The sequence below is a fragment of the Streptomyces sp. NPDC101152 genome (assembly GCF_044768275.1).
GTDB lineage: Bacteria > Actinomycetota > Actinomycetes > Streptomycetales > Streptomycetaceae > Streptomyces.
The window spans coordinates 12,101-37,392 of the sequence record NZ_JBIWPO010000062.1; the positions used below are offsets into that span (position 1 = coordinate 12,101).

The window sequence follows — 25,292 nt, forward strand, 5'->3', positions numbered from 1 at the left end:
GCCCGCCTCAGGCCAGCGGTGTCACCGTGATCCGGTCGATGACGGGGGCGTGGGCGGAGCGCTGGCCGAAGCCGTTCTTCGTCAGGCCGTCGAAGTCGGGAAGTTCGTCGGCAGTGAGGACGATCGTGTTGGGGCCCTGGTCCAGGGTGACGGGCACGGAGAGGTTCCAGAAGTTGTCGAAGTGGAAGGTCGTCGGGAACAGGACGCGCTGCGGGGCGGCCTGGTTGACCGAGATGTCGGCGTGGCGGCAGACCGGGTCGGGGTTGTAGTGGGTGGCGGGTGCCTGTTCGCCGTTGGAGTAGCGGATCGTGAGGGCGTGGCGGCCGGGGCGGTCGGCGGTCACGGTGAGCGTGAGGGCGTTCTCGGTGCCCGCCCCGATGCCGTCGACCGCCTTGCCGCCGGTCGCGTACGGGTAGGCGGTCGCCTTCGCGGTCCCCGTCAGGGCGGCGTCCTCGGCGGCCCGGACAGCGGTGGGCAGTAGGCCGCGCGACGGCTCGACCCGCAGCCGGTCGACCACCAGGCGCTCCGAAGTACCGGTGACGGTCACCTTGTTGATGCCGCCGGCCAGGAAGAGGGGGACTGCTCCTGGCCGCACCGGACCGAGGTCCTCGCCGTTGACCGTGAGCACGCCCTCACCGGGGCCGATCAGGTCGACGGCCACCGAGGCCTCGCCGTCGTCCTCGGCATGCACCCAGAAGGTGACGGTGCCGCCCGGCGGGAGGAGGCCGGCACCGGGCCCGGAGGCGCCGAGGTCGTCGTAGCTCACTCGCGCCCCGCCGCCCAGGGCCGCGAACTCGGCGTCGTACAGCGAGACCTGGCGCTGATCGCGCAGCGCGAGGTCCAGTTTGTCGACGACCGCGTCGCCCTTGGTCACGCCGAGGTCTGGGTCCTGGGCGGCGAGGGTGATGCGGTGCGGGCCGGCCGTCAGCGCGAGCTGGGTGTCGGTGTGGCCCCACACGGCCCACTTGTAGCCGAGCGGCAGCCGCAGTTCTCGCGGGTCCTCGCCGTCGACGCGCAGGAAGACGTTGGTGGGGCCCTGTTCGCGCACCAGGTCGGCCAGGTTGTGGGAGTTGGCGAAGACGCGGATGTCGTACGTCCCGTCCTGCGGGACCTCGACGTCGAAGGCGAGGACGAGGTCGGAGCCGGTGCGCAGTCCGCCCACGTGCCAGCCGCCCGACGTGGCGAACTTGTCGACGTCGGACGGGGAGCCCTCGGGACCGTTCCTCGCATAGCCGCCGCCCGTGTGAGCGGCATCCTCGGCCTCGTACGTTCCGCGCCAACCGACCGACGGCGCGAGCAGGTTGGCACCCCTCCCGCCGGGCGCGAGGGTCAGCTGGTAGGCCGACATCTCGTCGAGGCCGGTCAGGGGAAGCGTCACCCGGCCCTCCACGACGGGCAGTTCGATGTCCCGCAGCCGCAACGGCTGGGCGCTCGCGCCGACCTGCCCCGTCCAGGGGATCTCCTGCCACCGCAGGTGCACCCGTGAGCCGAAGAGGTCCGCCTCGACGCCCTCGAAGACCAGGTCCGCCGCGCCGCTCGCGCCGCCGAACAGCACCCGGGCCTGCCGCTTGTCCCGGTCGAGCGCGGCGACGCCCTGCAGGGTGTACTGCACGTTGGGGTGCGGCGCCCTGACCTCGACGGTGTTGCCGGACAGCTGCCCGTAGGCGTTGAACAGCCACCACTGGCCGTTGCCCTTGCCCGCCTCCACCACCGAGTCGTTGAGGTTGCCGGCGATGTTCCAGTACGCCATGTCGGCGTCGACCTTGGACTCCTCGATCGCGGCGATCCACTGGACCATCTGCCCGGGGACGGACAGGTGGTAGTTGTGCGCGTACTCGTTGAGGTTCACGGGCAGCGGCCCGATGCCCAACTCCCGCTCCAGCGCACGGTACTTGGCCACGTTCGTGCGGACCTCGTCCGGTGAGGACAGCTCGTGCCAGGTGACCACGTCGGGCAGGACGTCGTGGTCGCGCGCGAACTCCAGGAAGCCGCGCACCTCGGGGTAGAGGACGCACGTGTTGGGGCCGGCGATGCGCGCCTCGGGATCCAGCTCCCGGATGAGGTGGTACGCCTGCCGCCAGGCCGCGAAGAAGGGGCCCGGCTCGGTGTGCCAGGAGACCTGGTCGTAGCTCCACTCGCCGGTGCCGAACATGTTGCCCTCGGGCTCGTTGAACGGCACCCACACGAGGTGGGACCTGAGCTCGCCGAGCGTCCGGGCCTGCCGCACCTGGCGGCCCAGGATCTCCAGATGGGCCGCCAGCTTCTCCTCGCCCGTGGCGCCCGGCCATTCGTAGGGGAAGCCGCGGTGGAAGTCGGGGACGTAGACGTACACGTCCTTGCCGCCCGCGGCGACGAAGGACGGGAGGATCTCCAGGGCGTCCGCGCCCGGGTGCTGGATGCCGTCCTGGGCCTTGGTGGCGACCGTGCGGACGTACATGCCCTCGACGGCCGCGCGGCTGGGCACGCCGTCGCCGTAGAGGCCGTAGAGCGTGCCGCTCGCGCCGCCGTGGAAGGGACCCGTCTCCGCGCCCAGGTCGACCGTGAGCGTCTCGGCTGCCACGGCATCCTCTTTCGTTCGACATCCCGTACGCCAGTCGGTGTTCCGAACCAGCGTGTCGAACGTAGGGAGTCCACGGCGATCACGTCAACGGGGCCCCGGCCGCCGAAACTTCCGAATCCCGCCGCTCAGAAGCGCAGCGCGCCCGGGCTCGCCTCCAGTCGGCCCAGCAACTCGCCGAGCAGGTCGGCGAGTTGCCCCTGTCCCCGCGGATCGAGGACGGACAGGACGGCCTTCTCGTAGGCGAGCTGCTCGGGCAGGATGCCGTCCACGAGGGCGCGTCCGGCGTCGGTGAGGCTGACATGGGCGACCCGGCGGTCCCGGCTGTCGCCGCGGCGCCCGACGAGTCCGCGCTCGGTGAGCTGCTTGAGGCGTTTGGTGACGGCGGCCCCGGAGGAGAAGGTCTCCCGGGCGAGTTCGCCGGGGGTCAGCTCGTGGCCGGTCCGGCGCAGGGCGCCGAGCAGGTCGAACTCGGCCCGGCTGAGACCCGCGCGACGCAGGGGGGCGTCCTCTGCCTGCTGGAGGAGGGCGGCGCAACGGTTGATCCGGCCGATGACCTCCATGGGGCCGGTGTCCAGGTCGGGGTGGACGGTCTGCCACTGCCGGACGACCGCAGAGACGGTGTCGCCCCTGCTCGCTCCTGCCTGCCGTCCGTTCGCTGCCGTCATGGCCGTATGCCCTCCGCGCTCGTCGTCCCGTGCAGGCCCTGGTGTCGTACCGTCGCCGCGAGCGTACGGTGTCCGGTCTGCTCGGCGTGCACCACCCGCTCCTGGGGCAGGGCCCGCTGCCACCACTCGCCGGCCGCGGCGTCAGCGGTGGCGCGCAGATCGGCCAGGGCGGTGGCCAGGTTCCGGCGGGCGGCCTCCAGGGCCGCGGGCGCGGGGGCGGGCTCGGTCAGGAGACGGGCGGTGCGTTCGCCGGCGCGTTCCGCGGCGGTCAGCGCGTGCTCCACGCGGTCGCCGGCCCGCCGGTTGGTCACGGCGACGGCGGCCAGCAGACCGACCAGCGCTCCCACGACGGTGTCCACGACCCGCTCGGTGATCAACTGCCCGGGCTGCTGGGCGCGGGCGAACTCGGTGACGAGCAGCGCCATCGGGGTCACGCACACGCTGCCGAGCCAGTAGTTGCGGCCCATCAGCGCCTCCGCGCCGAAGTTGAAGGCCAGGCAGCACACGACGAGGAGCACCTGTCCGACATGGGCGAGCGGGGCCACGGCGGCGAAGAGCAGGACCCCGAGGAGGTTGCCGACGACGCGCTGCACGCCCCGGCTCCAGGTGAGGGCGAGGTTGGCCTGGTAGAGGGAGGCGGCGGTGACCAGGGCCCAGTACGGGCGGCCGACGCCCAGCGCGAGGGAGGCGTAGCCGGCGAGGGCGCAGCCCAGGGCGGTGCGGACGGCTATCGGCGTGAGCGGACCGAGCCTCGCCCACAACGAGCGGGCGGGAGCGGCGAGTTCGACGTCGACGCCGAGCAGCTCGTCGGCGGCCCACGGATCGTCGAGTTCGGGGAGGTGGCCGTTGCCGCACAGCTCGCGGGCCCAGGTGCGCAGGCGCGCGGGGTCGGTGTCGGCGGGGGCGGCCAGGGCGACCTCGGCGCGGACGAGGAGGCGTTCCAGGGAGCGCCGGGTGCGGGTGTCGCCCGTGGCCAGGAGCGCCTGCCAGGCCGCCTGGACGGCGGCGGCCGCGGCGGCCCGGGTGCGGGGGCCGTCGGCGGGGTGGGCGGCGGCGTGGGCGGCGGCCGCGTTCAGGGCCTGGGCGGTTGCCCGGCGCTCGGGGCCGTGCGGGCGCAGCAGGCCGGGTGCCATGCCGACGAGCCAGGCCCACAGGCCCGCCGCGAGGGCCAGGGCGAGGTGGCCGGGGACCTGGCCGAGGGTCTGCGGGGCGAAGAGCGAGGCGGAGCTGATGAACGTCAGCACGACATTGCCGGGCGGGCCGATCCTGGTCGCGTCGCACAACGCCTTCTGCAGGGCGGCCAGCAGGGCACCGACGGTGACCAGGAGGACGGCACTCGTGGTGAGGGAGGCGCTGACCAGGGCGACGGCCAGACCGGCAACCATGCCGAGGACCACCCGGGCGAGGACGCGGGCCCGGGCGGCGTAGGGGCGGTTGTGGGCGTAGAGGGCGCACAGCGATCCGGCCATCGTGTACATCGCCAGGTCGAGGCGGCCGAGGGCCAGGAGCGTGAGGTTGGGCGGGGCCACCGACGCGACCACGCTGAGGGCGGGCTTGAACCAGATGTCGGACGGGCGGGCCAGGCGCAGGACGGGTGGCAGGGGGAGGCGACGGAGACGCGGGGTGGGAGCGGCGGGGACGGGTGGCATGCGACATAACATTAGCAGGTGTTTTACTCATAAACGAATTCGGGGCGCGCGACCGGCACGCCTCACTCCCCCCGCTTACCCCCTTGCGCTTGCGTGCGCGCCGCACGGCCCGGGCATCGACGGATTGTCGGCACCGTCGAGGGGGAGGTGGCGCGTGCACGGACCGGCTTCGCCCGGCTGGCTGCTGGTCGCGCTGTGTACGGCGACCGGGGCCTACTGCCTGCTGCGGATGCGCAGCACCGTCGAGGAACAGCGCCGGTCCGCGGGCGGCGAGGCGCTGATGGGCTTCGGCATGGCCGCGATGGCCGTACCGGCGGCGGTCTTCAGTCCGCCGTCGTGGGCCTGGCCCGGCTATGCGGTCGTGTTCGGCGCCGCCGCGCTGCGCGCCCTGTGGGCGGCGCGGACCAGCGCGCATCATCTGCACCACCTGGTGGGAGCCTCGGCCATGGTCTACATGGCGGTCGTGATGGCCGCACCCGCGGAACACCACGCAGGGCACGGAGGGCCGCCCGGAGTGCCGCTGCTCACCGGGGCCTTGCTGCTCTACTTCATCGGATACGTCCTGGTCTGCGGCGTCCGCCTGATACCCGTGACCGCCGGTGGCGGCTCCGTACGATGGGGCGACCGGCCGGAACTGGCGCGGGCGTGCAGGCTGTCGATGGGGATCGCGATGGTGGCGATGCTGATCACGCTCTGAACAGCCCCCGGCGTACGGGCGTTGGCATCACATGCCGCCGTTCGGCGAGGATCACTTCATGGACTCCGCGCCCGTCGACGCCCCGCCCCGCCCGCCGGTCCCCCGTACCGCCGCCCGCGCCGCGGTGGTCCTGGCCCTGTGCTCTGCCCTGCTCCTCACCCTGGTCGCGATCGAATGGCGTCCCCTGGTCGACGCCGACGGCGACCTCGTCCGCACCACGCACCGCTGGGGCGTCGACGAACCGGGCACCACCCACGTCTTCCGCGTCCTCACGGACTGGGTCTGGGACCCCTGGACCATGCGTCTGGCCGCAGCCGCCGTGGGATGGCTGGCCTGGCGGCGTTCGGCCCGCTGGACGGCCGTGTGGCTGGCGGTGACGGTCGGCGTCGGCTCCCTGCTGCAGCAGGCCCTCAAGGCGGCCGTCGACCGCCCGCGCCCGGTCTGGCCGGACCCCGTCGACTCGGCCCACTACGCGGCCTTCCCCTCGGGCCACGCGTGACCGCGACGGTCGTCTGCGGTCTCCTGTCGTGGCTCGCGCACCACTACGGCGCGCCCCGCCCTCTGCGGCGTACGGCCCCGGCCGCGGCCGGCGTCTCCGTCGTCGGGGTCGGCCTGACGCGGGTGTGGCTGGGTTTGCACTGGCCCTCGGACGTGCTGGGCGGCTGGCTCCTGGGCGCGCTGGTGGTGGTCCTGGCGGTGCTGGTCCACCGACGGTGGGCGCCATGACCGAGCCCGTACCGGGCGGACGGTGCCGCCCTGTTCGGGCACGCCCCGTAAGATCTGCCCATGCTTGCGGTCCTGTTCGACTTCTCCGGCACGCTCTTCCGTATCGAGTCCACCGAGTCGTGGCTGCGCGCCGTCCTGCGCGAGGCGCGCGTCACGCTGCCCGAGGCGGACCTGGTGCAGGCGGCGAAGGCACTGGAGGTGGCGGGGGCGCAGCCTGGCGGGGCGTTCCCCGAGCAACTGCCCGCGGAACTCGCCGAGGTGTGGAAGGTGCGGGACGAGAGCGCCGAGTTGCACCGGGCGGCCTACACCGGCCTCTCCCGCCAAGTGGCGCTGCCCGACCCGCGGTTGCACGACGCGCTGTACGAGCGGCACATGACGCCGGCCGCGTGGGCCCCGTACCCCGACGCCCGCGAGGTGCTGTACGGGCTGTGCGAGCGCGGGCTCGGGATCGGCGTGGTCAGCAACATCGGCTGGGACCTGCGCCCGATCTTCCGGGAGTTCGGCCTGGACCAGTTCGTGGACGCGTACGTGCTGTCCTACGAGCACGGCGTCCAGAAGCCCGACCCTCGGCTGTTCGCGGCCGCCTGTTCGGCCCTGGAGGTCGAGCCGCACGACACGTTGATGGTCGGCGACAGCGCGGCGGCGGACGGCGGCGCGGCAGCCCTGGGGTGCCGGGTGCACCTCGTGGACCATCTGCCGGTGCTGCAGCGGCCGGACGCGCTGCGGCCGGTGCTGGACCTGGTCGACTGAACCCGACCCGCCGGCCTTTACTCCAGGTAACCCTCCACCTGCGAGGACGGCCGCACCTGCGCGTCGTCCGGGTTCTCGCCGAACTCCGCCTTGGCGCGCCTCTGCCGCAGCAGGTCCCAGCACCGGTCGAGCTCGACCTCCAGTCGGGCAAGCCGCTGGTGTTCCGTCGAGCTGTCGGTCTCGCCGGAGGCGAGGGACTCACGGAGCTTGCGCTCGTCCTCGACCATCTCCGTGATCCTCGCCAGGATCCGCTGGTCCTGTTCCATGTCGGCACGCTCCTCGGGTCGGCACCGGTGACCACTCTAGGGACGCCCCGGCGGCCGTGCGACGGAAGTGCGCAGGCCCGGAGAAGTCGCCTGAGGAAACCTTCGGGGCGAAGGGACCGCCCGTCTGAGACGATCCCCCGCGTCGCCCCAGACGGACGGCAGCTTTGAGCAGGCACTCGCAGGTACCTGGCCGGTCCCCCTGAGTATAGTTGGCTGGCAGCCAGTCAACGCAGGAGTTACAGCATGTCCCCGCGCAGCGCCTCGGTCAACGAAGAGTTGCGGAGACGTTCCCGGGAGCGGCTCCTGCAGGCGGCAGTCGAGATGGTCGCCGAGCGCGGCTACGAGGCGACGACGCTGGGCGACATCGCGGACCGGGCGGGTTCGGCGCGCGGTCTGGTGTCGTACTACTTCCCGGGCAAGCGGCAGTTGCTGCAGTCCGCGGTGCACCGGCTGATGCACCGCACGCTGGAGGAGGCGCTGGAGCGCGAGCCGCGCACGCAGGACGGCCGGGAGCGGATGGCGCGGGCCATCGACGCGATCCTGGGGCTGGCCCGGGAGCGGCCGGTGCTGATGCGGCAGCACATGGCCGGGCTGTTGCAGGCGGAGGGGTTCGTGCAGTGCCCGGAGCAGCAGCGGCTGGCGGAGCTGCTGCGGGACACCGTCGGCCGGCACGGCTCGGCGGACACGGAGACCGACTATCCGATGCTGCGCTCCCTGTTGATGGGCGCCGTCTACGCGGCGGTGCTGCCGAACGTGCCGATGCCGATCACCACCCTGCGGGCCGAGCTGTTCAACCGCTACCGGCTCGACTGGGAGATGGGCGTCCCGCCGGACACTGGGGAAGCGTCCGGCGGGACCCACCAGAAGGACCTGTCCCGCTTCTTCGCGACCGGCGACGGCCCGGACGACGAGCCCGCCCCGCCGCCCGCTCAGTCGAAGTAGTCCGGCCGGGACCGGACGTTGAGCTCGGACGTAGCAGTAGCCGATCTCCCCGCCCCGGTACCAGGCCTGGACCATGATGTCCCGGCCCTTGACCGGGAGCAGCGAGCCGTTGTGGGCGACGCAGCTCTCGGTGTCGGCCTGGTGGCACGGGATACCCAACTCGCCCCGGACCGCGCCGGATCGGCGCCTGTGAAGCGGCCGACGACGTGGTCGCCCGGCAGGCGAGCGAGATCGCCCACCCGGTCGGGGTCAGGGGTCAGCGGCGAGCGTGTCTCGGGGTCAGGAAGCCCGCGTCGCGGGCCTGGGAGATCAGGCGCAGGGACTTGCGGCGGCTGCGCCCGGTCGCGTGCATCACCGCGAGGACGGGGTCGCAGCCCCCCTCCTGGGCGGCGCGGTACTCCTCGGCGACGAGCCGGCGGCCCTCGAGGCCACGCGGCCAGCCCGGACGGGCGCGCCGGGCGGCGGGCGGTTCTCCGGGCTCCTCGGTGTCGAGGCCGCACGCGTCGAGGAGCGGGCCCTCGATCCAGTCGGCGAGCACCGCGAGGTCGTCCAGGGACAGGGCAGGCTGGGCCCGGACGTCCTCCAGCAGGACGGATCCCTCGCGGAGCACGGCGAGCGCCTCGACGCCGGCGCCGTCGGGGAAGGCCAGCCGGACGGTGAACCAGGACATGGTCTCCCCGCCCTCCAGCACCTCCCACGCGGGCCACACGGACACCACACCGTCCGCCGGCAGTCGATCAGCAAGATGAAGAAAGGATGCTTCCAGCACATACGGAACGTAACCGCATGATCACTTTCCATACGAACGGACACGCACACGCCTGACACGTCTGCACCCTGTCAGCGGAGCACCGGCGGTGCGATGCTGGGAGCCGTCCGCGATCTCCTGTCGTAAGGAGTTCCGCAGTGCTGCGTGTCGCCGTCGTCGGCTCCGGGCCGAGCGGGGTCTACACCGCCCAGAGCCTCGTCCAACTGGAGCCCGGGGTGCGGGTGGACGTCCTGGACCGGCTGCCCTGCCCGTACGGTCTGGTGCGGTACGGGGTCGCACCGGACCACGAGAAGATCAAGTCCCTGCAGAACACCCTGCGTACGGTCCTGGAGCACGAGCGGGTGCGGTTCCTGGGCGGCGTCCAGGTCGGCCCGGACGGGGTGCCGACCGCGCGACTGCGGGAGCTGTACCACGCGGTGGTGTACTGCGTGGGCGCCGCGACGGACCGTCAGCTGGGCATCCCGGGCGAGGACCTGCCCGGCAGCTGGTCGGCGACGCAGTTCGTGTCCTGGTACAGCGCCCATCCGGACGCGGCCCAGGACGGGTTCCTGCGCGGTGTGCGCTCGGCCGTGGTCATCGGCGTGGGGAATGTGGCGGTCGACGTCACCCGCATGCTGGCGCGCGGCGCGGCGGAGCTGAACGCGACCGACATGCCGCAGGCGGCGCTCAACGCGCTGGCCGAGAGCCAGGTGGCCGAGGTGCACATGGTGGGCCGGCGCGGTCCCTCACAGGCCCGCTTCACCACCAAGGAGCTGCGCGAGCTCAGCGGCCTGCCCGGAGCCGAAGTCGTGGTCGATCCGGCCGAGTTGGCCCTGGACCCCGCGTGCGACGATCCTTCCGCGCTGCCGGCGGCGCAGCGCCGCAACGTGGAGGTGCTGCGCGGCTGGGCGCGGGTACCGCCCCGGGGCGCTCCGCGCAGCATCCGGCTGCGCTTCTTCCTGCGGCCGGTCCGATTGCTCGCCGAGCGGGGCCGGGTGGCCGGGGTGCGCTTCGAGCGCACGGCTCCGGACGGGCACGGCGGGGTGACGGGCACGGGCCGGTACGAGGACGTCGAGGCCCAGTTGGTGCTGCGCTCGGTCGGTTATCGCGGAGTGCCGCTCGAGGGACTGCCGTTCGACGCGGCCGACGGCACGGTGCCGCATCTCGCCGGGCGGGTGCTGCGCGAGGGCGTGGTCGTGCCGGGCGAGTACGTGGCCGGCTGGATCAAGCGGGGCCCGACGGGCGTCATCGGCACCAACCGGCCGGACGCCAAGGAGACGGTGGTCTCCCTGCTCGAGGACGCAGACGCGGTCGTACGGAGGAGCGTCCCGGAGGAGCCGGTCGCGGCGCTGCGGGCGACCGGCGTCGAGCCGGTGACCTGGGCCGGCTGGCAGGCCATCGAGCGGGCCGAGGCGGCGCTCGGAGCCTCGCTGGGGCGGGATGTGGTCAAGCTGGCCGACTGGGACTCACTGCTGGCGGCGGCGCGGACGCCGTAGGGGAGTCGGCCGGCAGTGGGTGGGCAGGACACAGAGCGGCAACAACCCGGAAATCAACAAACTGTTCAAGCCGCTTACGGTCTCGTTCTGTTCGGATCGTTCGGACTGTCCGGACGTCCCTCCTCCGCCGCTCTGGAGTCCCCATGGCCACATCCGCGCCCGTCCATCCCGTCGACGAGGTCCCACCCGTACGGCAGTTGGCCGCCTTCGGACTGCAGCACGTGCTCGCGATGTACGCGGGCGCGGTGGCGGTGCCGCTGATCGTGGGCGGGGCGATGAAACTGTCGCCGGCGGACCTGGCGTATCTGATCACCGCCGATCTGCTGGTGTGCGGGATCGCCACGCTCGTCCAGTGTGTGGGGGTGTGGCGGTTCGGCGTGCGGCTGCCGATCATGCAGGGCTGTACGTTCGCCGCGGTCTCGCCGATGGTGCTCATCGGGACGACCGGCGGCGGACTGCCCGCGATCTACGGCTCGGTGATCGTGGCGGGGCTCGCGATCGCGCTGCTCGCGCCGGTGTTCGGGAGGCTGCTGCGCTTCTTCCCGCCGCTGGTCACCGGGACGGTGATCCTGATCATCGGTGTCTCGCTGCTGCCGGTGGCGGGCAACTGGGCGGCGGGCGGGGTCGGTTCGAAGGACTTCGGGGAGCCGAAGAACCTGGGCCTGGCCCTCTTCGTGCTCCTGGTGGTGCTGGGGGTGCAGCGGTTCGCGCCGCCGTTCCTGAGCCGGATCGCGGTACTGGTCGGTATCGCGGTGGGGCTGACGGTGGCGGTCCCCTTCGGGTTCACGGACTTCAGCGGGGTCGGCGACGCCGACTGGCTGGGCATCAGCACGCCGTTCCACTTCGGGGCGCCCACCTTCCACGCCTCGGCGATCATCTCGATGCTGGTGGTGGCGCTGGTGACGATGACCGAGACGACCGGTGACCTGATCGCGGTCGGCGAGATGACCGGGCGCGCGGTCGAGCCGCGCTCCCTGGCGGACGGCCTGCGGGCCGACGGCCTGTCGACCGTGCTGGGCGGCGTCTTCAACACCTTCCCGTACACGGCGTACGCGCAGAACGTGGGTCTGGTCGGCATGACCCGGGTGCGCAGCCGCTGGGTGGTGGCCGCCGCGGGCGGCATCCTGGTGCTGCTCGGTCTGCTGCCCAAGCTGGGCGCGGTGGTCGCGGCGATCCCGGCGCCGGTGCTGGGCGGCGCGGGTCTGGTGATGTTCGGGACGGTGGCGGCGAGCGGCCTGCGGACCCTGGCGCGGGTGGACTTCAAGGACAACCACAACCTCACGGTGGTGGCGGTCCCGGTGGCCGTGGGCATGCTGCCGGTCGGGGTGCCGGCGGTCTACGGCAAGTTCCCCGACTGGTTCCAGACGGTGATGAACAGCGGGATCAGCGCGGGCTGCCTGACGGCGATCGTGCTCAACCTGCTCTTCAACCACCTTCCCTCGAAGGCGGGTTCAGTCGCCGAGACGGGTGGCCTGCCGGGCGGCGGCGGCGAGCAGGGCGTCGAGGAGTCCCGGGAAGAGGTCGTCTAGGTCGTCCCGGCGCAGTCCGTTCATCTTGGCCGTGCCCCGGTAGCACTGCCGGATCACCCCGGCCTCGCGCAGCACCCGGAAGTGGTGCGTGCTCGTGGACTTGGTGACGGGCAGGTCGAAGGCCGAACACGTGAGCTCGTCGCGGTCGGCGGCGAGCTCCCGCACGATCCGCAGCCGCATCGGGTCGGACAGCGCGTGCAGCACGGCTTCGAGGCGGATGTCGCCGGAGACGGGGTGCGGCAGGTCGCGGCTGCCGGGGGCGGGTGCGGTACTCACGACAGCCATTGTACGAGAGGTATCGTAGTTTGACATATCCCGTACTACGATGCCTATCGTACGAGCGTCCTTCGGTTCCGCGAGAACGGAGCAGCTCCCCATGAGCGCCCTCTTCCAGCCCCTGACCCTGCGAGGCGTGACCTTCCCGAACCGGGTCTGGATGCCCCCGATGTGCCAGTACTCGGCCGCGCCGGAGGGGCCCGACACCGGCGCCCCGAACGACTGGCACCTCGCGCACTACGGCGCCCGGGCGACCGGCGGCACCGGCCTGGTCATCGTCGAGGCCACCGCGGTCTCACCCGAGGGCCGGATCTCCCCGTACGACCTGGGCATCTGGAACGACACCCAGGTGGAGGCGTTCCGCCGGATCACCCGTTTCCTGGTCTCCCAGGACACGGTGCCCGGCATCCAGCTCGCACACAGTGGCCGCAAGGCCGCCACCGACCGCCCCTGGACGGGCGGGGCGCCGATCGGGCCGGAGGGGTACGGCTGGCAGCCGGTCGCGCCGAGCGCGGTCGCCTTCGACGAACGGCACCCGGTGCCCAGCGAGTTGAGCGTCGAGCAGATCCGGGAGGTGGTCGGCGCTTTCGCGGACGCCGCGCGCCGGGCGCTGGCCGCCGGCTTCGAGGTCGCGGAGATCCACGGCGCCCACGGCTACCTGATCAACGAGTTCCTCTCCCCGCACTCCAACCACCGCACCGACGCCTACGGCGGCTCATGGGAGAATCGCACGCGCTTCGCCCTCGAAGTCGTGGACGCCGTACGGGAGGTGTGGCCCGAGGACAAGCCGCTGTTCTTCCGGATCTCGGCGACCGACTGGCTCGAGGAGGGCGGCTGGACGGCCGACGACACCGTCCGCTTCGCCGCCGAGCTGCAGGCACACGGCGTCGACCTGCTCGACGTGTCCACCGGCGGCAACGCCTCCGGCGTGCGCATCCCGACCGGGCCGGGCTACCAGGTGCCGTTCGCCGCCCGGGTGAAGGCCGAGACGTCCCTGCCGGTCGCCGCGGTGGGCCTGATAACCGAGGCCGAGCAGGCGGAGAAGATCCTGGCCAACGGTGACGCGGACGCGGTGCTGCTGGGCCGGGAGCTGCTGCGCGACCCGTCGTGGGCGCGGCACACCGCCCGCGAGCTGGGCGCGGAGGTGCGCGTGCCGGACCAGTACCACCGGTCGGTGTAGGTCAGGCGGGCGGCGGTCCCTCGACGGGGCCCGCCGGGTGGTGGACGGCGTTTCCGTTGAGCGCCTCCCGTGCCTGGTGCTGCGCCTGCTCGGCCACCACGCGGGTCTCCGTCACGACGTCGCCGCGTTCTCTCACCAGGCTGTCGTAGACCGGCAGCCGGTCGTACTCACTCGAATTCATGCGTGCCCCAGACGTGCGGCGGTTCATGGCCGACGAGCAATAAACCAGAGCGGGCCGGACGTCTTCGGTGGGACCCGCAGGCGTTTGGTGGCCATGGTGAAAACATCCTGTGCCCGCGGGGATCATCGCTGCTCCCAGCGGCCGACGACCCGCTGGCCGGCCAGCGCCAGCACGATCGCCGCCGCTACGCCCGCCCAGGCGACCGGACCCAGCGGGGTGCAGCCGAAGAGGCGGCTGACGCCCGGAGTCTGGACCAGGGCGACCAGGGCCAGGGCCGAGCCCAGGGACGTGACGCGGACGAGAGGGCTGTCGCGCCGGTCCAGCAGGGTCTGCGCGAGCTGGGTGCCGACGACGCCGCACAGGGCCATGGTGCTGGAGCGGCGTGCGGTGCCCGGGGTGAAGCGGCCGAACAGCCAGGCGACGAGCGCGCCGAGGCTGGTCCCGATGGCCCGGTGGCGGATCTGACGGATGAGGGGGGCGCCGAGGACGTCCGAGGTGTCCTCCGGCGATCCGGCGGTCGCCCGTATCGCCTCCTCGTCCGGCGTGACGGCCACCGCCATCGCCGGGAACAGGTCGGTGAACAGGTTGACCAGCAGCATCTGGCGCGTCGACAGGGGTGCCCGGCCGCCCAGCAGCGTGCCGAGGATGCCGAAGCCCACCTCGCCCGCGTTGCCGCCGATCAGGATGGCGATGGCGTCGGCGACGCTGTGCCACAGGGCGCGTCCCTCGTGCACGGCGTCGATCAGCACCGACAGGTCGTCCTCGGTCAGCACCAGGTCGGCGGCGTTGCGCGCGGCGGCCGAGCCCCGGGCGCTGATGCCCACGCCGACGTCGGCGGCACGGATCGCGGCGGCGTCGTTGGCGCCGTCGCCGACCATGGCGACCACCCGACCGGCGTCCCGGAACGCCTCGATGACCTGGAGCTTCTGCTCGGGCGCGACTCGGGCGACGACACCGACGTCCCGCAGCATCCGGGCCCTGGCCGACCGGTCCGCGCTCGTCAGCTCGTCCCCGGTGACCACGGCCGTGTCGGCGGGCCAGCCGAGGTCGGCTGCGATGCTGCGGGCGGTCTGCGGATGGTCGCCGGTGAGCATGACGGGCCGTACGCCTGCCTCGCCCAGGCCGTGGATCAGGGCGGGCGAGGTCTCCCGGGGCGCGTCGGCGAGCGCCAGCAGACCGGTGAACTCCAGCTCCCTCAACGGCTCGTCGAGAACGTCGGGAGCCTTCTCCTCGTCGCCGAGGCGCCGTTCGGCGACGGCCAGCACGCGCAGTCCGTCGCCCGCGAGCGCGTGCGCCGTGTCCCAGGCGTGGGCGGGCAGGTCGGCGCAGCCGGGCAGCACGGTTTCCGGGGCGCCCTTGACCACCAGCGTGCGCGGCCCGTCGCCGGCCCGGCCGACGGCGGCGGCGTATCCGCGGGCCGCCTCGAACGGCTGCGCCTCGAGCTGCGTCCAGTCGGGGTCGGGGCCGGCCGCGTCGAGCACCGCCTCGTCGGTGGCGTGCACCGGTCGGTCCGAGCCGCCGTTCAGCTGCGGGCAGGCGCGGGCGCCGGCGCGCAGGGTGGGCGTGTCAGCCGCCTCGGCCGCGGCGAGGACCGTGCCGTCGGTGCCCGCGATCCGGGCCAGGCGCAGCCGGTTCTCGGTGAGCGTGCCGGTCTTGTCGAAGCAGATCGTGTCCATCCGGCCCAGCGCTTCCAGCGTGCGCGGGGTGCGCACGAGGACGCCGCGCCGGCTCAGCCGCCGGGCCGCCGCGAGCTGCGCCACGGTGGCCACCAACGGCAGCCCCTCGGGTACGGCCGCCACGGCGACGGCCACTCCCCCGCTGACCGCCTCGCGGATGGCCGTACCGCGCAGCAGCGACAGCACGGTGACCGCCGCCCCGCCCACGAGCGTCAACGGCAGGGCGCGGCGGGTGAGTTCCTGCAGCCTGCCCTGCACCCCCGCGGCGGGCGGGGTGCGGGCGGCGAGGTGGACGGCGCGGGAGGCCTCGGTGCGCTCCCCGGTGTCCACCACGACGGCGCGGGCGTTGCCGGCCGCGACGGTCGTGCCCTCGAACACCATGCAGCCGCGCTCGGCGACCGGCGCGTGCGGGGTGGGGTCGGTCTGCTTGTCCACCGGCAGGGACTCCCCGGTCAGCGCGGACTCGTCGACCTCCAGTCCGTCCTGCCACAGCAGCCGGGCGTCGGCGGGCACCACGTCGTCCGTCTGGAGCTCGATGATGTCGCCCGGCCGCAGCCTGGCCGCGTCGACGATACGGGGGGTGTCCGTCTCCTCCTCTTCGGCGGGCGCGACCCGTGCCCGCTGTTTCTGCCCGGCCAGCAGCCGGGACAGGGCCTGCTCGGCGCGCAACCGCTGGACTCCGCCGACCAGGGCGTTCAGATCGAGCGCGCCGACCACCAGCAGGGCGTCCACGGCGGAGCCGAGGATCGCCTCGGCGGCCGAACCGACCGCCAGGACGGGGGTGAGAGGGTCGTCCAGTTCCTCGCGCACCGCGTGGGCGAGCTGCCTGGACCAGCGCAGCGGCATGAGCAGGGGATGGCCCGTGCGCCCCTCGTCGGCCGTCTCCGGTGCCTCGGCACTTCCGTCATTGTCGTCCTCCGGCGCCTGTTCCAGCCGGGTCCGTACGTCATCGGCCTCCAGATCGTGCCAGGCCACCCGGGGACGGGGGTGCGGGGCGGCGGCCGACGCCACCCGCAGGGCCGAGCGTGCCCCCGAGAAGAGGGCCGCCGCCGCGCTCAGGTCGACCGGGGTGTGCCGCAGACCGGGCCAGGGCGTCCGGCTGGGCTTGCGGGTCTCGCCGATGGCCACCAGCAGTCCCGACAGCGCGGCACCGGAGCGGGCCAGTATCTGGGCCCGGCGACCGACCCCGCGCGCGGCGGGAATGGCCGTGAGCAGCCGCCACACGTCGGACAGGCCGTGCGGGGCCAGCACGTCGGCTCCCCAGACGACGGCACTGCACTGGTCGGTGAGGGCGAGGGCCACGTCACCGCCGAGGAGTCCCTTCAGCGTGTCCGAGTCGTCGGCCGAACGCGCCCGTGCGACCGTGACCACGGTGCCGCCCTCCTCGCGCAGTTCGCGGACCACCTCACTCAGGGGACGATCAGGGGCCACCACCCGGTCGGCGAGGCCGGTGATGTCGGACAGGGCCGGGGCGTCCACCAGGACGACGCTCAGGCCCGCCCGCCGGGCCGCGTCCAGCACGGGTTCGGCCCACGCGTCGGCCTCCCCGCCGGGGTCGCGCAGCGCGCTGGGGTGCAGGACGACCGTGCCGGCCATCTCCAGCTCCCGCAGCCGTTCGGTGTTGCGCACCAGGGCGCCCGAACGGGACAGCGTGGTGCTCAGTACGGCGTGGAAGGCGGCGGGCCCGTAGCGCGCGGCCTTCGGGGATCCTGCGAGGACCGCCTCGGCCGCCTCCGTGCCGTTGTGCTTGACCAGCAGGGCGGCCACCGCGCCGAGCAGACTGCCGGCGGAGGCGTGGCTCGCGTACTCCTGCGCCGGGGAGGTGCGCAGCGGCGGGCGCGGACAGAACGCGGCGCTGACGCCCGGGCGCCCGGGCGTGCACACCTCGTCGTGCATGGTGTCGAACGCGGCGGCGCGGGCCAGTGTCTCGGCCAGTTGGATGGAGCGCAGGGTGCCGTCCAGCACCAGGGCCGTGGGGGTCCTGCCCGCGCCGTGCGCTGCCGCGTTCAGGACGGCGAGCAGCAGGTCCATGCGGGTACGGCCGAGCCGCTCCCGCAGCCAGCCGCGCACGGAGGGGTTCTCGCGCAGGAGCGTCACCACCGCGGTCACCTGGCGGGGCGAGGGCGGCAGGCGCAGCGCGTATCCGGCCACCCCGATCACGATGCCCGCCGCGTCGGCGGCGAGCGCCGCGGCCGCGGCCCGGACCCCGGCCGGGTCCGCCGGATGGCCGAAGTCCTCCACGTCGTCTTCCGCCTGGATCAGTCCGTGCCGGGCCGCGAGGTCGATCGCCGCGTCCACGACCCGGTCGCTGACCGTCTCCTCCACGGCGGCCACCACCAGCCGCTGCAGGCCTCCGTCCCAGTAGGCGTAGGCGACGTCGGGCCGTTCGGCCAGTGCCGCGACGACCCGGCGGACCCGGTGCTCACGCCCGCCGTCCGCGTGCTCCGGGTCCGGTCGCTGCGGGCGCAGCGCGAGGTGCGCCCGGGTGCCGGAGCGCCAGGGACGCGGGCCGCGCGGCAGGGAGGTGCGGACGACGCGGACGACACGCACCGCGCTGTCCGCGCTGCGGACTCCCGCGCGGGCCGTTCCGGCCGCCGCGCCCGCGGCAGCGCCCAGCGCGGGCGCGGCCCCGCGCATCAGCAACCGGGGTCCGGCCGCCATCAACCCCACCACGGCGACGGCCGGACGTGACAGCACTCCCACCACCATCGCGCGCCCTCAGCCGGCCGTACGGTCGTTCGCAGCCGGACCACCCTGCTCATCGGCCGGGTCCCCCGGCCCGGGAGCGCCGGGTTCCGGTGCCGCCGGCCCGGGAACATCATCCGCGCCCGACACAACGGGCGCGGCGGGCACCGACTCCCCGCCGGGATGCGAAGGCGTCGGCCCCACCGGCGTCTCCTGCACGCCAGGGTGCGCGGGCGTCGGAGCGACGGGTGCCGCCTCCTCGCCGGAGACCGGCGGGACATCGCCCGTGCCCGGCGTCACCGGTGCGGGTGGTACCGCCTCGGCACCAGGGTGCGCAGGCGTCGGCCCCACGCGCGCCGCGTCCGCGCCGAAGACCGCCGCAGCCTCGCCCGCAGTCACCGGCTCCGTGTCCGCGGGTGTGCTCAGCGTCTCCTCCACCGCGGGCGTCCCGCCTTCGTCGCCTGCGGTCGCCTCGCTCTCCGGGGAACGTACCCCGCCTTCCCCGGGCCTCGGCTGCGTCAGCCATGCCACTGCCGCACCCGTGACGGCCACAGGCCACTCCACCACGCCCGCGACGCCCAGGACGCCGGCCCCCGCGTACACCGCCATGCGCCGCCCGCGCGGCGACACCGCTCCCACCTTGTCGAGGGCGCCCTCGGTCGCCCTGCTCACCAGCCCCGCGCCAGGCACCTTCCGCAACACGGAGGCCGCGTTCCTGAGCGGCTCCGGGAGGGTGACCGACGACGACTGTCGTTCCTGCCGAGCCATGGCTGTCCTCGTTCCGTATGACGTCGCTTGCCGGAATCACCTCCGGGTTCCCACTCAGCGCGCCTCGTCACCCGGTCCGGCCTCGCTCGGATCAGGACAGCCCCTACGGACGGCGCTTCGTGCGGCCGCCGTCTCCCGTCACGGGGTGATGGAACCGGTGATCTCCCGCTGGTACCGCGCGTAGGCGGTGCGCAGGGCCGGCCCCGGCCAGTCGTCGGGGAGGAGTTCGGGCGGCAGGACGGGGTCGGCGAGCAGATGCCGTACGACCGCCGCGAAGGCGGTGAACCGGTCGGCCGGGAGATCCACTCGGGCGAGGTGGGCGAGCAGGGCACGGGCGGTGGCCGCCCACGCCTCCAGGGGCCACAGGGAAGCGGCCAGTTCACGCGCGGGACGGTCGGGGCGCGCGGTGTAGGACTGGGCCACGGACGCCAGGTCGTCCGGCAGGGTGCGGTGGAGGTTGGCGGGGCGCAGCCAGACGCCCTCGCGGAGTTCGGCCAGCCGCAGAGCCGTCAACCGGGCCCGCAGGTCGGCGCGTTCGGCGGGGCCGCGGCCGGTCGCCGTGATCACGACCATCTCCCAGTCGCCGTCCCACGCGCGCGTGCGGGCGTCCACCGCCTCGTCCTGCCGGCGCTGGCGGGCCAGCAGTCGGTCGCTGAGCCGGTAGACGGCTTCATCGCGCCGCAGGTCACCGGCGGCCACCATGCGGCTGAGCGCGGCACGCAGCGTGGAGCCGCCGACCCCGAAGGGCTCCACAGCGCGCACCAGGTCCTTCACCGGCAGCTGAGGGGGATGCGTGCCCAGCAGCAGGCTCAGCACGACCGACCGCGCGGACAGCGGCCGCAGGTCGACCTCGCCGGACTGCTCGGACACGTTCATGCGCATGGGCACGTACTGTACGTGCGTCTCCTTGTTGCATCATTGTCACGACCGCAGAAAAGGTGCAACATGGCCGTATGGTCCCGACACCCCCGTCCACGCCCCGGTACGCCACCCATGACGTCACCAACCAGCCGCCTCCGCTGACGCCGTACGACGCCTCCGAGGACACCGCCCTGCTGGAGGGGTTGCGCCGGGAGGGAGCCGGATGGGCCGAGGAGGACGTCCGGCGGCTCGGCCTGCGGGCCGGCAGCGCCGAGGCGCAGGAGTGGGCCGAGCTGGCCAACGTCCACGAGCCGGTGCTGCGCACGCACGACCGGTACGGCAACCGGATCGACGAGGTCGACTTCCATCCGAGCTGGCACCACCTGATGCGGTCCGCGGTCGCCGCGGGGCTGGCGGGCGCGCCGTGGGCGGACGACCGTCCCGGCGCCCATGTGGCGCGTACGGCGGGCGGTCTGGTGTGGGGTCACACCGAGGCCGGGCACGGCTGTCCGACGTCGATGACGTACGCGGCCGTCCCCGCCCTGCGTGCCCAGCCGGACCTGGCGAAGGTGTACGAGCCCCTGCTGACCGGCCGGGAGTACGACCCGGCGCTGCGCGTGCCGACCGGGAAGCCCGGACTGCTCGCGGGCATGGGGATGACCGAGAAGCAGGGCGGCTCGGACGTACGGTCCAACACCACGGCCGCGACCCCGGCCGCCGAGCCCGGCGTGTACACGCTGCGCGGCCACAAGTGGTTCACGTCGGCCCCGATGTGCGACGTCTTCCTGGTGCTGGCGCAGGCGCCGGAGGGGCTGTCGTGCTTCCTGGTCCCGCGGATCCTGCCCGACGGCACCCGCAACACCTTCCGCATCCAGCGCCTGAAGGACAAGTTGGGAAACCGGTCCAACGCCTCCTCCGAGCCGGAGTTCGATGGGACGGTGGCCTGGCTGGTCGGCCCCGAGGGGCGGGGCGTCAAGACGATCATCGAGATGGTCAACTGCACGCGCCTGGACTGCGTGATGATGTCGGCGACGCTGATGCGCAAGACGCTCGTGGAGGCCGGACACCATGTGCGCCACCGCAGCGCGTTCGGGGCACGCCTCCTCGACCAGCCGCTCATGCGCAACGTCCTGGCCGACCTGGCGCTGGAGTCCGAGGCCGCCACCACGCTCACCCTGCGCCTTGCGGGGGCCGCCGACCGGGCGGTGCGCGACGACGCCGACGAGGCGGCCTTCCGGCGGATCGCGACGGCCGTGGGCAAGTACTGGGTCACCAAGCGGGGCCCGGCCTTCACCGCGGAGGCTCTGGAGTGCCTCGGCGGCAACGGCTACGTGGAGGAGTCCGGCATGCCCCGGCACTACCGTGAGGCTCCGCTGCTGTCGATCTGGGAGGGTTCGGGCAACGTCAACGCCCTGGACGTGCTCCGGGCGCTCAGGCGTGAGCCCGCCACCGCGCACGCCCTCTTCGACGAACTCGCCCTGGCACACGGCGCGGACGCCCGCCTGGACGCGGCCGTGGTCCGGCTCGAGGGACTGCTGGCAGAGGGGTCGGAGGCCGGTGCACGTCGGCTGGTGGAGCTGATGGCCCTCACCCTGCAGGCCTCCCTGCTGGTCCGGCACGCCCCGCCCGCGGTCGCCGACGCGTTCTGCGCGACCCGGCTCGGCGGCGACTGGGGACACTCCTTCGGCACACTGCCCGACGGAACAGGCCTGGACGCGATCCTGCAGCGCGCGCTGCCCGACGGCGGCTGAGCCCGGACACCGGGCCCGGCGCGGCCGCCCCGGTCGGGGAGGCCGCGCAACGGGTCACGGCGACTGATCAGCTCGCATCACGATCATCCGCGCTACCGCCCGACGGGAGCACGTCACCGCGTCTTGCGCCCCCACAGCGGGCCGAAGCGGGCCCATTCGGTGTCCCACATGTCCATGCGGCGGCGTTCCAGGCGGCCGCAGAGGAAGCGGCCGCCGACGAAGGGGACCGCACCGGCGCAGAGGCCGACCAGGACGCCGATCAGGGAGGCCCGCAGGTGGGCCTGGGAAAGCGTGGCGGGCTCGGTCACCAGATGTCCCTGCCGGTCCGACCAGATCGGGACCGTGCTGCCGGCCGGGCTGCCGGGGTCGACCCGGACCTGGCCGGTGTGCGCGGAGCCGTCCGGTGCGGTCCAGCGCACCTCGCCCCACACCTGCTCGCCGCTCGACGCGTCCGAGTCGGTGGCCGCCTTTCCGGGCGCCTTCGCGGTGAGCCGTGCCTCCACCTGACGCCACTCGAGGCGCTCGCGGGCCAGCCCGTGTTCCACGGACTGGGTCGCCGCCAGTCCGGCCAGCACCCCCACCACCACGGTGACCAGCCAGGCACCGAGCACGACCCAGGCCTCCACCGCGTCGGCACGGCGCTTGAGCGGGTTGCGCCGCCAGCGCCACAGCCACACCTTCGGACCACGGAACGCCATCGAAGGCATCCTCCTCACGAGCACAACGATCCCCGACCTCCCTCCCATACGGGCGAAGGTCCCCTGATGCTCAGGGCGAGTCCCCCTGTCTCGACGGTCGCACGAGTACCCCGCTCGCGCGGGCAGTTCGCGAAAGACGCCGCAAGATCCCCGCGCCGATCCGCCGTCGCCGACCTGACCTGCGGCGACGCCGCTTCCGGAGGTGACTGTCAGTGGTGGGGTGCAGACTGGCCGGTGTCTGGGACAAGGACGTCGCGGAGGTGATCGGCATGACCGAGGTACTGCTCGCCGTGGGCACCCGAAAAGGACTGTTCATCGGGCGTCGGCGCGGTGGCGCCTGGGAGTTCGACGAGAGTCCCTACTTCAACGCGCAGGCCGTCTACTCGGTGGCCGTGGACACCCGAGGGGACCGGCCGCGGCTGCTGGTCGGCGGGGACAGCTCCCACTGGGGGCCGTCCGTGTTCCACTCCGACGACCTGGGCCGCACATGGACCGAACCGCCGCAGCCGGCGGTGAAGTTCCCCAAGGACACGGGTGCCTCCTTGGAGCGGGTCTGGCAGCTGCACCCGGCGGCCGCGGAGGAGGACGTGGTGTACGCGGGCACGGAGCCGGCCGCGCTATACCGCTCCGAGGACCGTGGGGAGACCTTCGAGCTGGTCCGTCCGTTGTGGGAGCATCCGACGCGTTCGAAGTGGGTGCCGGGCGGCGGCGGTGAGGGCCTGCACACCGTCCTGACCGACCGGCGCGACCCGCGGTCCGTGACGGTCGCGGTCTCCACGGCCGGCGTGTTCAGGACCACGGACGGCGGCGCGAGCTGGGCGCCCTCCAACTCCGGCGTCTCCGCGGTGTTCCTGCCGGATCCGAATCCGGAGTTCGGGCAGTGCGTGCACAAGGTCGCCCGGGACGCGGCGACGGCGGACCGGCTGTATCTGCAGAACCACTGGGGCGTGTACAGAAGCGACGACGCGGGCGGGCAGTGGACCGACATCGGTGAGGGGCTGCCCTCGACGTTCGGCTTCGCGGTGGCCGCCCATCCGCGGCGCGGTGACACGGCGTACGTGTTCCCGATCAACGCCGACGCGGACCGGGTGCCGGCCGAGCACCGGTGCCGGGTCTTCCGCACGGCGGACGCGGGCAAGACCTGGGAGCCCCTCTCCGCGGGCCTGCCCCAGGAGGACCACTACGGCACGGTGCTGCGAGACGCGATGTGCACGGACGACGCCGATCCGGCGGGCGTGTACTTCGGCAACCGCAACGGCGAGGTGTTCGCCTCGGCCGACGACGGGGACAGCTGGCGGCAGTTGGCGGCGCATCTGCCGGACGTGCTGTGCGTGCGGGCGGCGGTGGTCGGATGAGGCAGGCGGCAGCCGTTGCCGGTCATGTCGCCGGGGCGGGCTTCCTGCTGAAGGGGGTGACCGGGCGCTCCAGTCGCTCGCCGTCGACGGTGATGTCCACCTCCTCGTTGTAGAAGGCGAGCAGGCCCTTGATCGGGCCGACCGCGGGCAGCGGGTCCGGGTAGCTCCAGACGAGGTTCGGCGGCACATCCGCCTCGCCACGCCACGACCAGTACCCGGCGGTGCCCTTGTAGGGGCAGCCCGTGTGGTGGTCGGTCGCCTCCAGCAGGTCGAGGCGGACGTCCTCGCGCGGGACGTAGTAGCGCGTGGGCAGACCGGTCTCGAAGAGCAGGACCGGCCGGTGGGTGTCGGCGACGACCGTGCCGGCGATCGAGACCTGGACGTGGCGGCTGCTGGGAATGGCGTCCACCCGTTTGTGCGGGTCCCGGGGGTGGATGAAGATCTCTTCCTCCTCCTCGTACCAGTGGTCGAGTCCCTTGCCGCTGCGCCGGAACCACTCGAAGGCGATGTGGTCGGCCAGGTCGGCGGCGGGGAAGGTCCAGGCGGCGTTGGCCAGCAACTCGCCGTCGATGTCGAGGTCGTAGAAGATCCGCGAGCCGGTGTGGGTGCCGGTCGGAGGGTTCTTCGCCGGACGCAGGAGGTCCTCGCGTACGTCCGCGCGCGGGAACGCGTACAGCGGGACGGGGACGCCCGGCTCCCAGACCAGGACGGGCCGGCGGCTGTCGACGACGGTGATGTCGCCCTTGCGGCCGCGCACCCAGCGCTCGCCGGGCTCCCACAGGAGCCCTTCGGGGGTGGTCCGCACGGCTTGCAGCGTGGGGAGGGTGGTCATCGGCGGTTCTCCCGGTCGGTAGGTGCGGGGCTGCTGGTGGACGGGGCGTCCTCGGTGGCGCCCCAGGCGGCGAGGAGCTGGAGCTTGTCGTGCTCCGGGGTGCCGGCCGGGGCACTGTAGGCGGTGAGGGTCAGGCCGGGCTGGGCGGGCAGCTCCATGGCGTCGAAGTCGAGGCTGATCTCGCCGATGACCGGGTGCCGGAAGGCCTTGCGGCCGGTGTGGTGCAGGCGCACGTTGTGTTGGGCCCAGGCGGTGCGGAACTCCTCGCTGCGGGTGACGAGTTCGCCGATCAGGTTCGTCAGCCCGCTGTCGCCCGGGGCGCGGCCGGCTTCGGTGCGGAGCAGGGAGACGGTGGTGTGCACGGACTGCTCCCACTCGGGGAAGAAGTCGCGGCCGGCGGGATCGAGGAACTGGAAGCGAGCGATGTTGACCGGCTCGTGGGCGCCGTTGGAGTAGAGCGGGCTGTACAGGGCGCGGCCGAGGGGGTTGGTGGCCAGGATGTCGAGTCGGCCGTTGCGGATGAAGGCCGGGCAGTCGCTCATGGAGTTCAGCACCCGCAGCACGCTGTCCGGGAGCGGTCCGCGGGGGCGCCTGGCGCGGCGCACGGGGCGTTTGGCGGCGGCGCGGGCGAGGTCGTGGAGGTGGGCGCGTTCGGCGTCATCGAGCTGGAGGGCGTTCGCCACGGAGTCGAGGACTTCCTCGGACGCGCCGCCCAGGTGTCCTCGTTCCAGGCGTACGTAGTAGTCGATGCTGACGCCCGCGAGCAGGGCGACCTCTTCGCGGCGCAGGCCGGGCACGCGCCGGTTGCTGCCGAACGCGGGCAGTCCCGCCTGCTGCGGGGTGATCTTGGCGCGGCGGGAGGCCAGGAACGCACGGATGTCGCTTTCGGTGCTCACGCTTTCCACGCTAAGTGGTCTGCGTCGTAAGTCCTTCGGGGGTTGATCATGCGGCTGGGGCGGCGGAGGATTCTTCTGGGTGATCGGTGGTGTGCCGGTCGAGCC

General features: G+C 73.3%; 21 protein-coding genes and 1 pseudogene. 9 read left to right on the forward strand and 13 right to left on the reverse strand.

The window, feature by feature from the left end:
- Positions 1 to 7: 7 nt before the first annotated feature.
- From ACIRVK_RS40300 to ACIRVK_RS40310, 3 genes are all read right to left on the reverse strand, one after another.
- Positions 8 to 2,560: a cellulosome protein gene (locus ACIRVK_RS40300; RefSeq protein WP_404256251.1), complete on the reverse strand. Its 2,553-nt coding sequence runs from the start codon at positions 2,558 to 2,560 to the stop codon at positions 8 to 10.
- 125 nt (positions 2,561 to 2,685) lie between these two features.
- Positions 2,686 to 3,225, reverse strand: a complete 540-nt coding sequence (locus tag ACIRVK_RS40305) for a MarR family winged helix-turn-helix transcriptional regulator (protein WP_404256253.1) — start codon at positions 3,223 to 3,225, stop codon at positions 2,686 to 2,688.
- Positions 3,222 to 4,874, reverse strand: a complete 1,653-nt coding sequence (locus ACIRVK_RS40310; protein ID WP_404256255.1) for an FUSC family protein — start codon at positions 4,872 to 4,874, stop codon at positions 3,222 to 3,224. The genes ACIRVK_RS40305 and ACIRVK_RS40310 overlap by 4 nt, the downstream gene beginning before the upstream one ends.
- A gap of 154 nt (positions 4,875 to 5,028) precedes the next feature.
- Here ACIRVK_RS40310 and ACIRVK_RS40315 point away from each other — a divergent pair, with 154 nt between their 5' ends.
- The 3 genes and pseudogenes from ACIRVK_RS40315 to ACIRVK_RS40325 all read left to right on the forward strand — a co-directional run bounded on the left by ACIRVK_RS40315 (position 5,029) and on the right by ACIRVK_RS40325 (position 7,047).
- Positions 5,029 to 5,571, forward strand: a complete 543-nt coding sequence (locus ACIRVK_RS40315) for a DUF5134 domain-containing protein (RefSeq protein ID WP_404256257.1) — start codon at positions 5,029 to 5,031, stop codon at positions 5,569 to 5,571.
- 58 nt (positions 5,572 to 5,629) lie between these two features.
- Positions 5,630 to 6,297: pseudogene (locus ACIRVK_RS40320) on the forward strand (phosphatase PAP2 family protein).
- A gap of 60 nt (positions 6,298 to 6,357) precedes the next feature.
- Positions 6,358 to 7,047 (forward strand): HAD family hydrolase, encoded by a 690-nt coding sequence (locus ACIRVK_RS40325; protein WP_404256259.1) that lies wholly within the window; start codon positions 6,358 to 6,360, stop codon positions 7,045 to 7,047.
- Between the two features lie 17 nt (positions 7,048 to 7,064).
- On the opposite strand, the gene ACIRVK_RS40330 is transcribed toward ACIRVK_RS40325, so the two are convergent.
- A complete protein-coding gene (locus ACIRVK_RS40330) occupies positions 7,065 to 7,313 on the reverse strand; it encodes a DUF2630 family protein (protein WP_404256261.1) in 249 nt (82 codons plus the stop codon).
- Between the two features lie 243 nt (positions 7,314 to 7,556).
- Between ACIRVK_RS40330 and ACIRVK_RS40335 the strand changes: the two genes are divergently transcribed.
- Positions 7,557 to 8,255, forward strand: coding sequence for a TetR/AcrR family transcriptional regulator (locus ACIRVK_RS40335; RefSeq protein ID WP_404256263.1), 699 nt, complete (start codon positions 7,557 to 7,559; stop codon positions 8,253 to 8,255).
- 256 nt (positions 8,256 to 8,511) lie between these two features.
- On the opposite strand, the gene ACIRVK_RS40340 is transcribed toward ACIRVK_RS40335, so the two are convergent.
- Positions 8,512 to 8,970: a DUF6214 family protein gene (locus ACIRVK_RS40340; protein ID WP_404256265.1), complete on the reverse strand. Its 459-nt coding sequence runs from the start codon at positions 8,968 to 8,970 to the stop codon at positions 8,512 to 8,514.
- 191 nt (positions 8,971 to 9,161) lie between these two features.
- On the opposite strand from ACIRVK_RS40340, the gene ACIRVK_RS40345 reads away from it, so the two are divergent.
- Positions 9,162 to 10,499: an FAD-dependent oxidoreductase gene (locus tag ACIRVK_RS40345; RefSeq protein ID WP_404256267.1), complete on the forward strand. Its 1,338-nt coding sequence runs from the start codon at positions 9,162 to 9,164 to the stop codon at positions 10,497 to 10,499.
- Positions 10,500 to 10,642: 143 nt separating this feature from the next.
- The gene (locus tag ACIRVK_RS40350) at positions 10,643 to 12,028 is read left to right on the forward strand and encodes a nucleobase:cation symporter-2 family protein (protein WP_404256269.1); all 1,386 of its coding nucleotides are present in this window, start codon (positions 10,643 to 10,645) and stop codon (positions 12,026 to 12,028) included.
- On the opposite strand, the gene ACIRVK_RS40355 is transcribed toward ACIRVK_RS40350, so the two are convergent.
- Positions 11,951 to 12,304 carry an ArsR/SmtB family transcription factor gene (locus tag ACIRVK_RS40355; protein ID WP_404256271.1) on the reverse strand — a complete coding sequence of 118 codons (354 nt, stop codon included), beginning with the start codon at positions 12,302 to 12,304 and terminating at the stop codon, positions 11,951 to 11,953. The two genes, ACIRVK_RS40350 and ACIRVK_RS40355, sit on opposite strands and share 78 nt — an antisense overlap.
- A gap of 100 nt (positions 12,305 to 12,404) precedes the next feature.
- Between ACIRVK_RS40355 and ACIRVK_RS40360 the strand changes: the two genes are divergently transcribed.
- Complete coding sequence (locus ACIRVK_RS40360; protein WP_404256272.1) at positions 12,405 to 13,484, forward strand: NADH:flavin oxidoreductase/NADH oxidase; 1,080 nt, start codon at positions 12,405 to 12,407, stop codon at positions 13,482 to 13,484.
- 1 nt (position 13,485) lies between these two features.
- Here the strand turns inward: ACIRVK_RS40360 and ACIRVK_RS40365 are convergent, their stop codons facing one another.
- From ACIRVK_RS40365 to ACIRVK_RS40380, 4 genes are all read right to left on the reverse strand, one after another.
- A complete protein-coding gene (locus tag ACIRVK_RS40365; protein ID WP_404256273.1) occupies positions 13,486 to 13,665 on the reverse strand; it encodes a hypothetical protein in 180 nt (59 codons plus the stop codon).
- A 122-nt stretch (positions 13,666 to 13,787) separates the two neighbouring features.
- Complete coding sequence (locus tag ACIRVK_RS40370; RefSeq protein WP_404256275.1) at positions 13,788 to 18,050, reverse strand: HAD-IC family P-type ATPase; 4,263 nt, start codon at positions 18,048 to 18,050, stop codon at positions 13,788 to 13,790.
- Positions 18,051 to 18,059: 9 nt separating this feature from the next.
- Positions 18,060 to 18,794 (reverse strand): hypothetical protein, encoded by a 735-nt coding sequence (locus tag ACIRVK_RS40375; RefSeq protein WP_404256277.1) that lies wholly within the window; start codon positions 18,792 to 18,794, stop codon positions 18,060 to 18,062.
- Between the two features lie 138 nt (positions 18,795 to 18,932).
- Complete coding sequence (locus ACIRVK_RS40380) at positions 18,933 to 19,676, reverse strand: PaaX family transcriptional regulator C-terminal domain-containing protein (protein WP_404256278.1); 744 nt, start codon at positions 19,674 to 19,676, stop codon at positions 18,933 to 18,935.
- A gap of 71 nt (positions 19,677 to 19,747) precedes the next feature.
- Between ACIRVK_RS40380 and ACIRVK_RS40385 the strand changes: the two genes are divergently transcribed.
- Positions 19,748 to 21,406: a DNA alkylation response protein gene (locus ACIRVK_RS40385; protein ID WP_404256280.1), complete on the forward strand. Its 1,659-nt coding sequence runs from the start codon at positions 19,748 to 19,750 to the stop codon at positions 21,404 to 21,406.
- A gap of 113 nt (positions 21,407 to 21,519) precedes the next feature.
- On the opposite strand, the gene ACIRVK_RS40390 is transcribed toward ACIRVK_RS40385, so the two are convergent.
- A complete protein-coding gene (locus ACIRVK_RS40390) occupies positions 21,520 to 22,104 on the reverse strand; it encodes a hypothetical protein (protein ID WP_404256282.1) in 585 nt (194 codons plus the stop codon).
- 212 nt (positions 22,105 to 22,316) lie between these two features.
- On the opposite strand from ACIRVK_RS40390, the gene ACIRVK_RS40395 reads away from it, so the two are divergent.
- Positions 22,317 to 23,459, forward strand: coding sequence for a WD40/YVTN/BNR-like repeat-containing protein (locus tag ACIRVK_RS40395; protein ID WP_404256284.1), 1,143 nt, complete (start codon positions 22,317 to 22,319; stop codon positions 23,457 to 23,459).
- Between the two features lie 22 nt (positions 23,460 to 23,481).
- Here ACIRVK_RS40395 and ACIRVK_RS40400 read toward each other — a convergent pair whose 3' ends face one another.
- Positions 23,482 to 24,291, reverse strand: coding sequence for a DUF427 domain-containing protein (locus tag ACIRVK_RS40400; protein ID WP_404256286.1), 810 nt, complete (start codon positions 24,289 to 24,291; stop codon positions 23,482 to 23,484).
- A complete protein-coding gene (locus ACIRVK_RS40405; protein WP_404256288.1) occupies positions 24,288 to 25,187 on the reverse strand; it encodes a helix-turn-helix transcriptional regulator in 900 nt (299 codons plus the stop codon). The genes ACIRVK_RS40400 and ACIRVK_RS40405 overlap by 4 nt, the downstream gene beginning before the upstream one ends.
- Positions 25,188 to 25,292: the final 105 nt, after the last annotated feature.

Excerpts from the sequence above, each read along its gene's own strand:
- ACIRVK_RS40370 (WP_404256275.1), bottom strand. The coding sequence starts at position 18,050 with ATGGTGGTGGGAGTGCTGTCACGTCCGGCCGTCGCCGTGGTGGGGTTG.
- ACIRVK_RS40375 (WP_404256277.1), bottom strand. The coding sequence starts at position 18,794 with ATGGCTCGGCAGGAACGACAGTCGTCGTCGGTCACCCTCCCGGAGCCG.
- ACIRVK_RS40330 (WP_404256261.1), bottom strand. The coding sequence starts at position 7,313 with ATGGAACAGGACCAGCGGATCCTGGCGAGGATCACGGAGATGGTCGAG.
- ACIRVK_RS40380 (WP_404256278.1), bottom strand. The coding sequence starts at position 19,676 with ATGCGCATGAACGTGTCCGAGCAGTCCGGCGAGGTCGACCTGCGGCCG.
- ACIRVK_RS40335 (WP_404256263.1), top strand. The coding sequence starts at position 7,557 with ATGTCCCCGCGCAGCGCCTCGGTCAACGAAGAGTTGCGGAGACGTTCC.
- ACIRVK_RS40305 (WP_404256253.1), bottom strand. The coding sequence starts at position 3,225 with ATGACGGCAGCGAACGGACGGCAGGCAGGAGCGAGCAGGGGCGACACC.
- ACIRVK_RS40400 (WP_404256286.1), bottom strand. The coding sequence starts at position 24,291 with ATGACCACCCTCCCCACGCTGCAAGCCGTGCGGACCACCCCCGAAGGG.
- ACIRVK_RS40360 (WP_404256272.1), top strand. The coding sequence starts at position 12,405 with ATGAGCGCCCTCTTCCAGCCCCTGACCCTGCGAGGCGTGACCTTCCCG.
- ACIRVK_RS40310 (WP_404256255.1), bottom strand. The coding sequence starts at position 4,874 with ATGCCACCCGTCCCCGCCGCTCCCACCCCGCGTCTCCGTCGCCTCCCC.
- ACIRVK_RS40365 (WP_404256273.1), bottom strand. The coding sequence starts at position 13,665 with ATGAATTCGAGTGAGTACGACCGGCTGCCGGTCTACGACAGCCTGGTG.
- ACIRVK_RS40325 (WP_404256259.1), top strand. The coding sequence starts at position 6,358 with ATGCTTGCGGTCCTGTTCGACTTCTCCGGCACGCTCTTCCGTATCGAG.
- ACIRVK_RS40390 (WP_404256282.1), bottom strand. The coding sequence starts at position 22,104 with ATGGCGTTCCGTGGTCCGAAGGTGTGGCTGTGGCGCTGGCGGCGCAAC.
- ACIRVK_RS40385 (WP_404256280.1), top strand. The coding sequence starts at position 19,748 with ATGGTCCCGACACCCCCGTCCACGCCCCGGTACGCCACCCATGACGTC.
- ACIRVK_RS40350 (WP_404256269.1), top strand. The coding sequence starts at position 10,643 with ATGGCCACATCCGCGCCCGTCCATCCCGTCGACGAGGTCCCACCCGTA.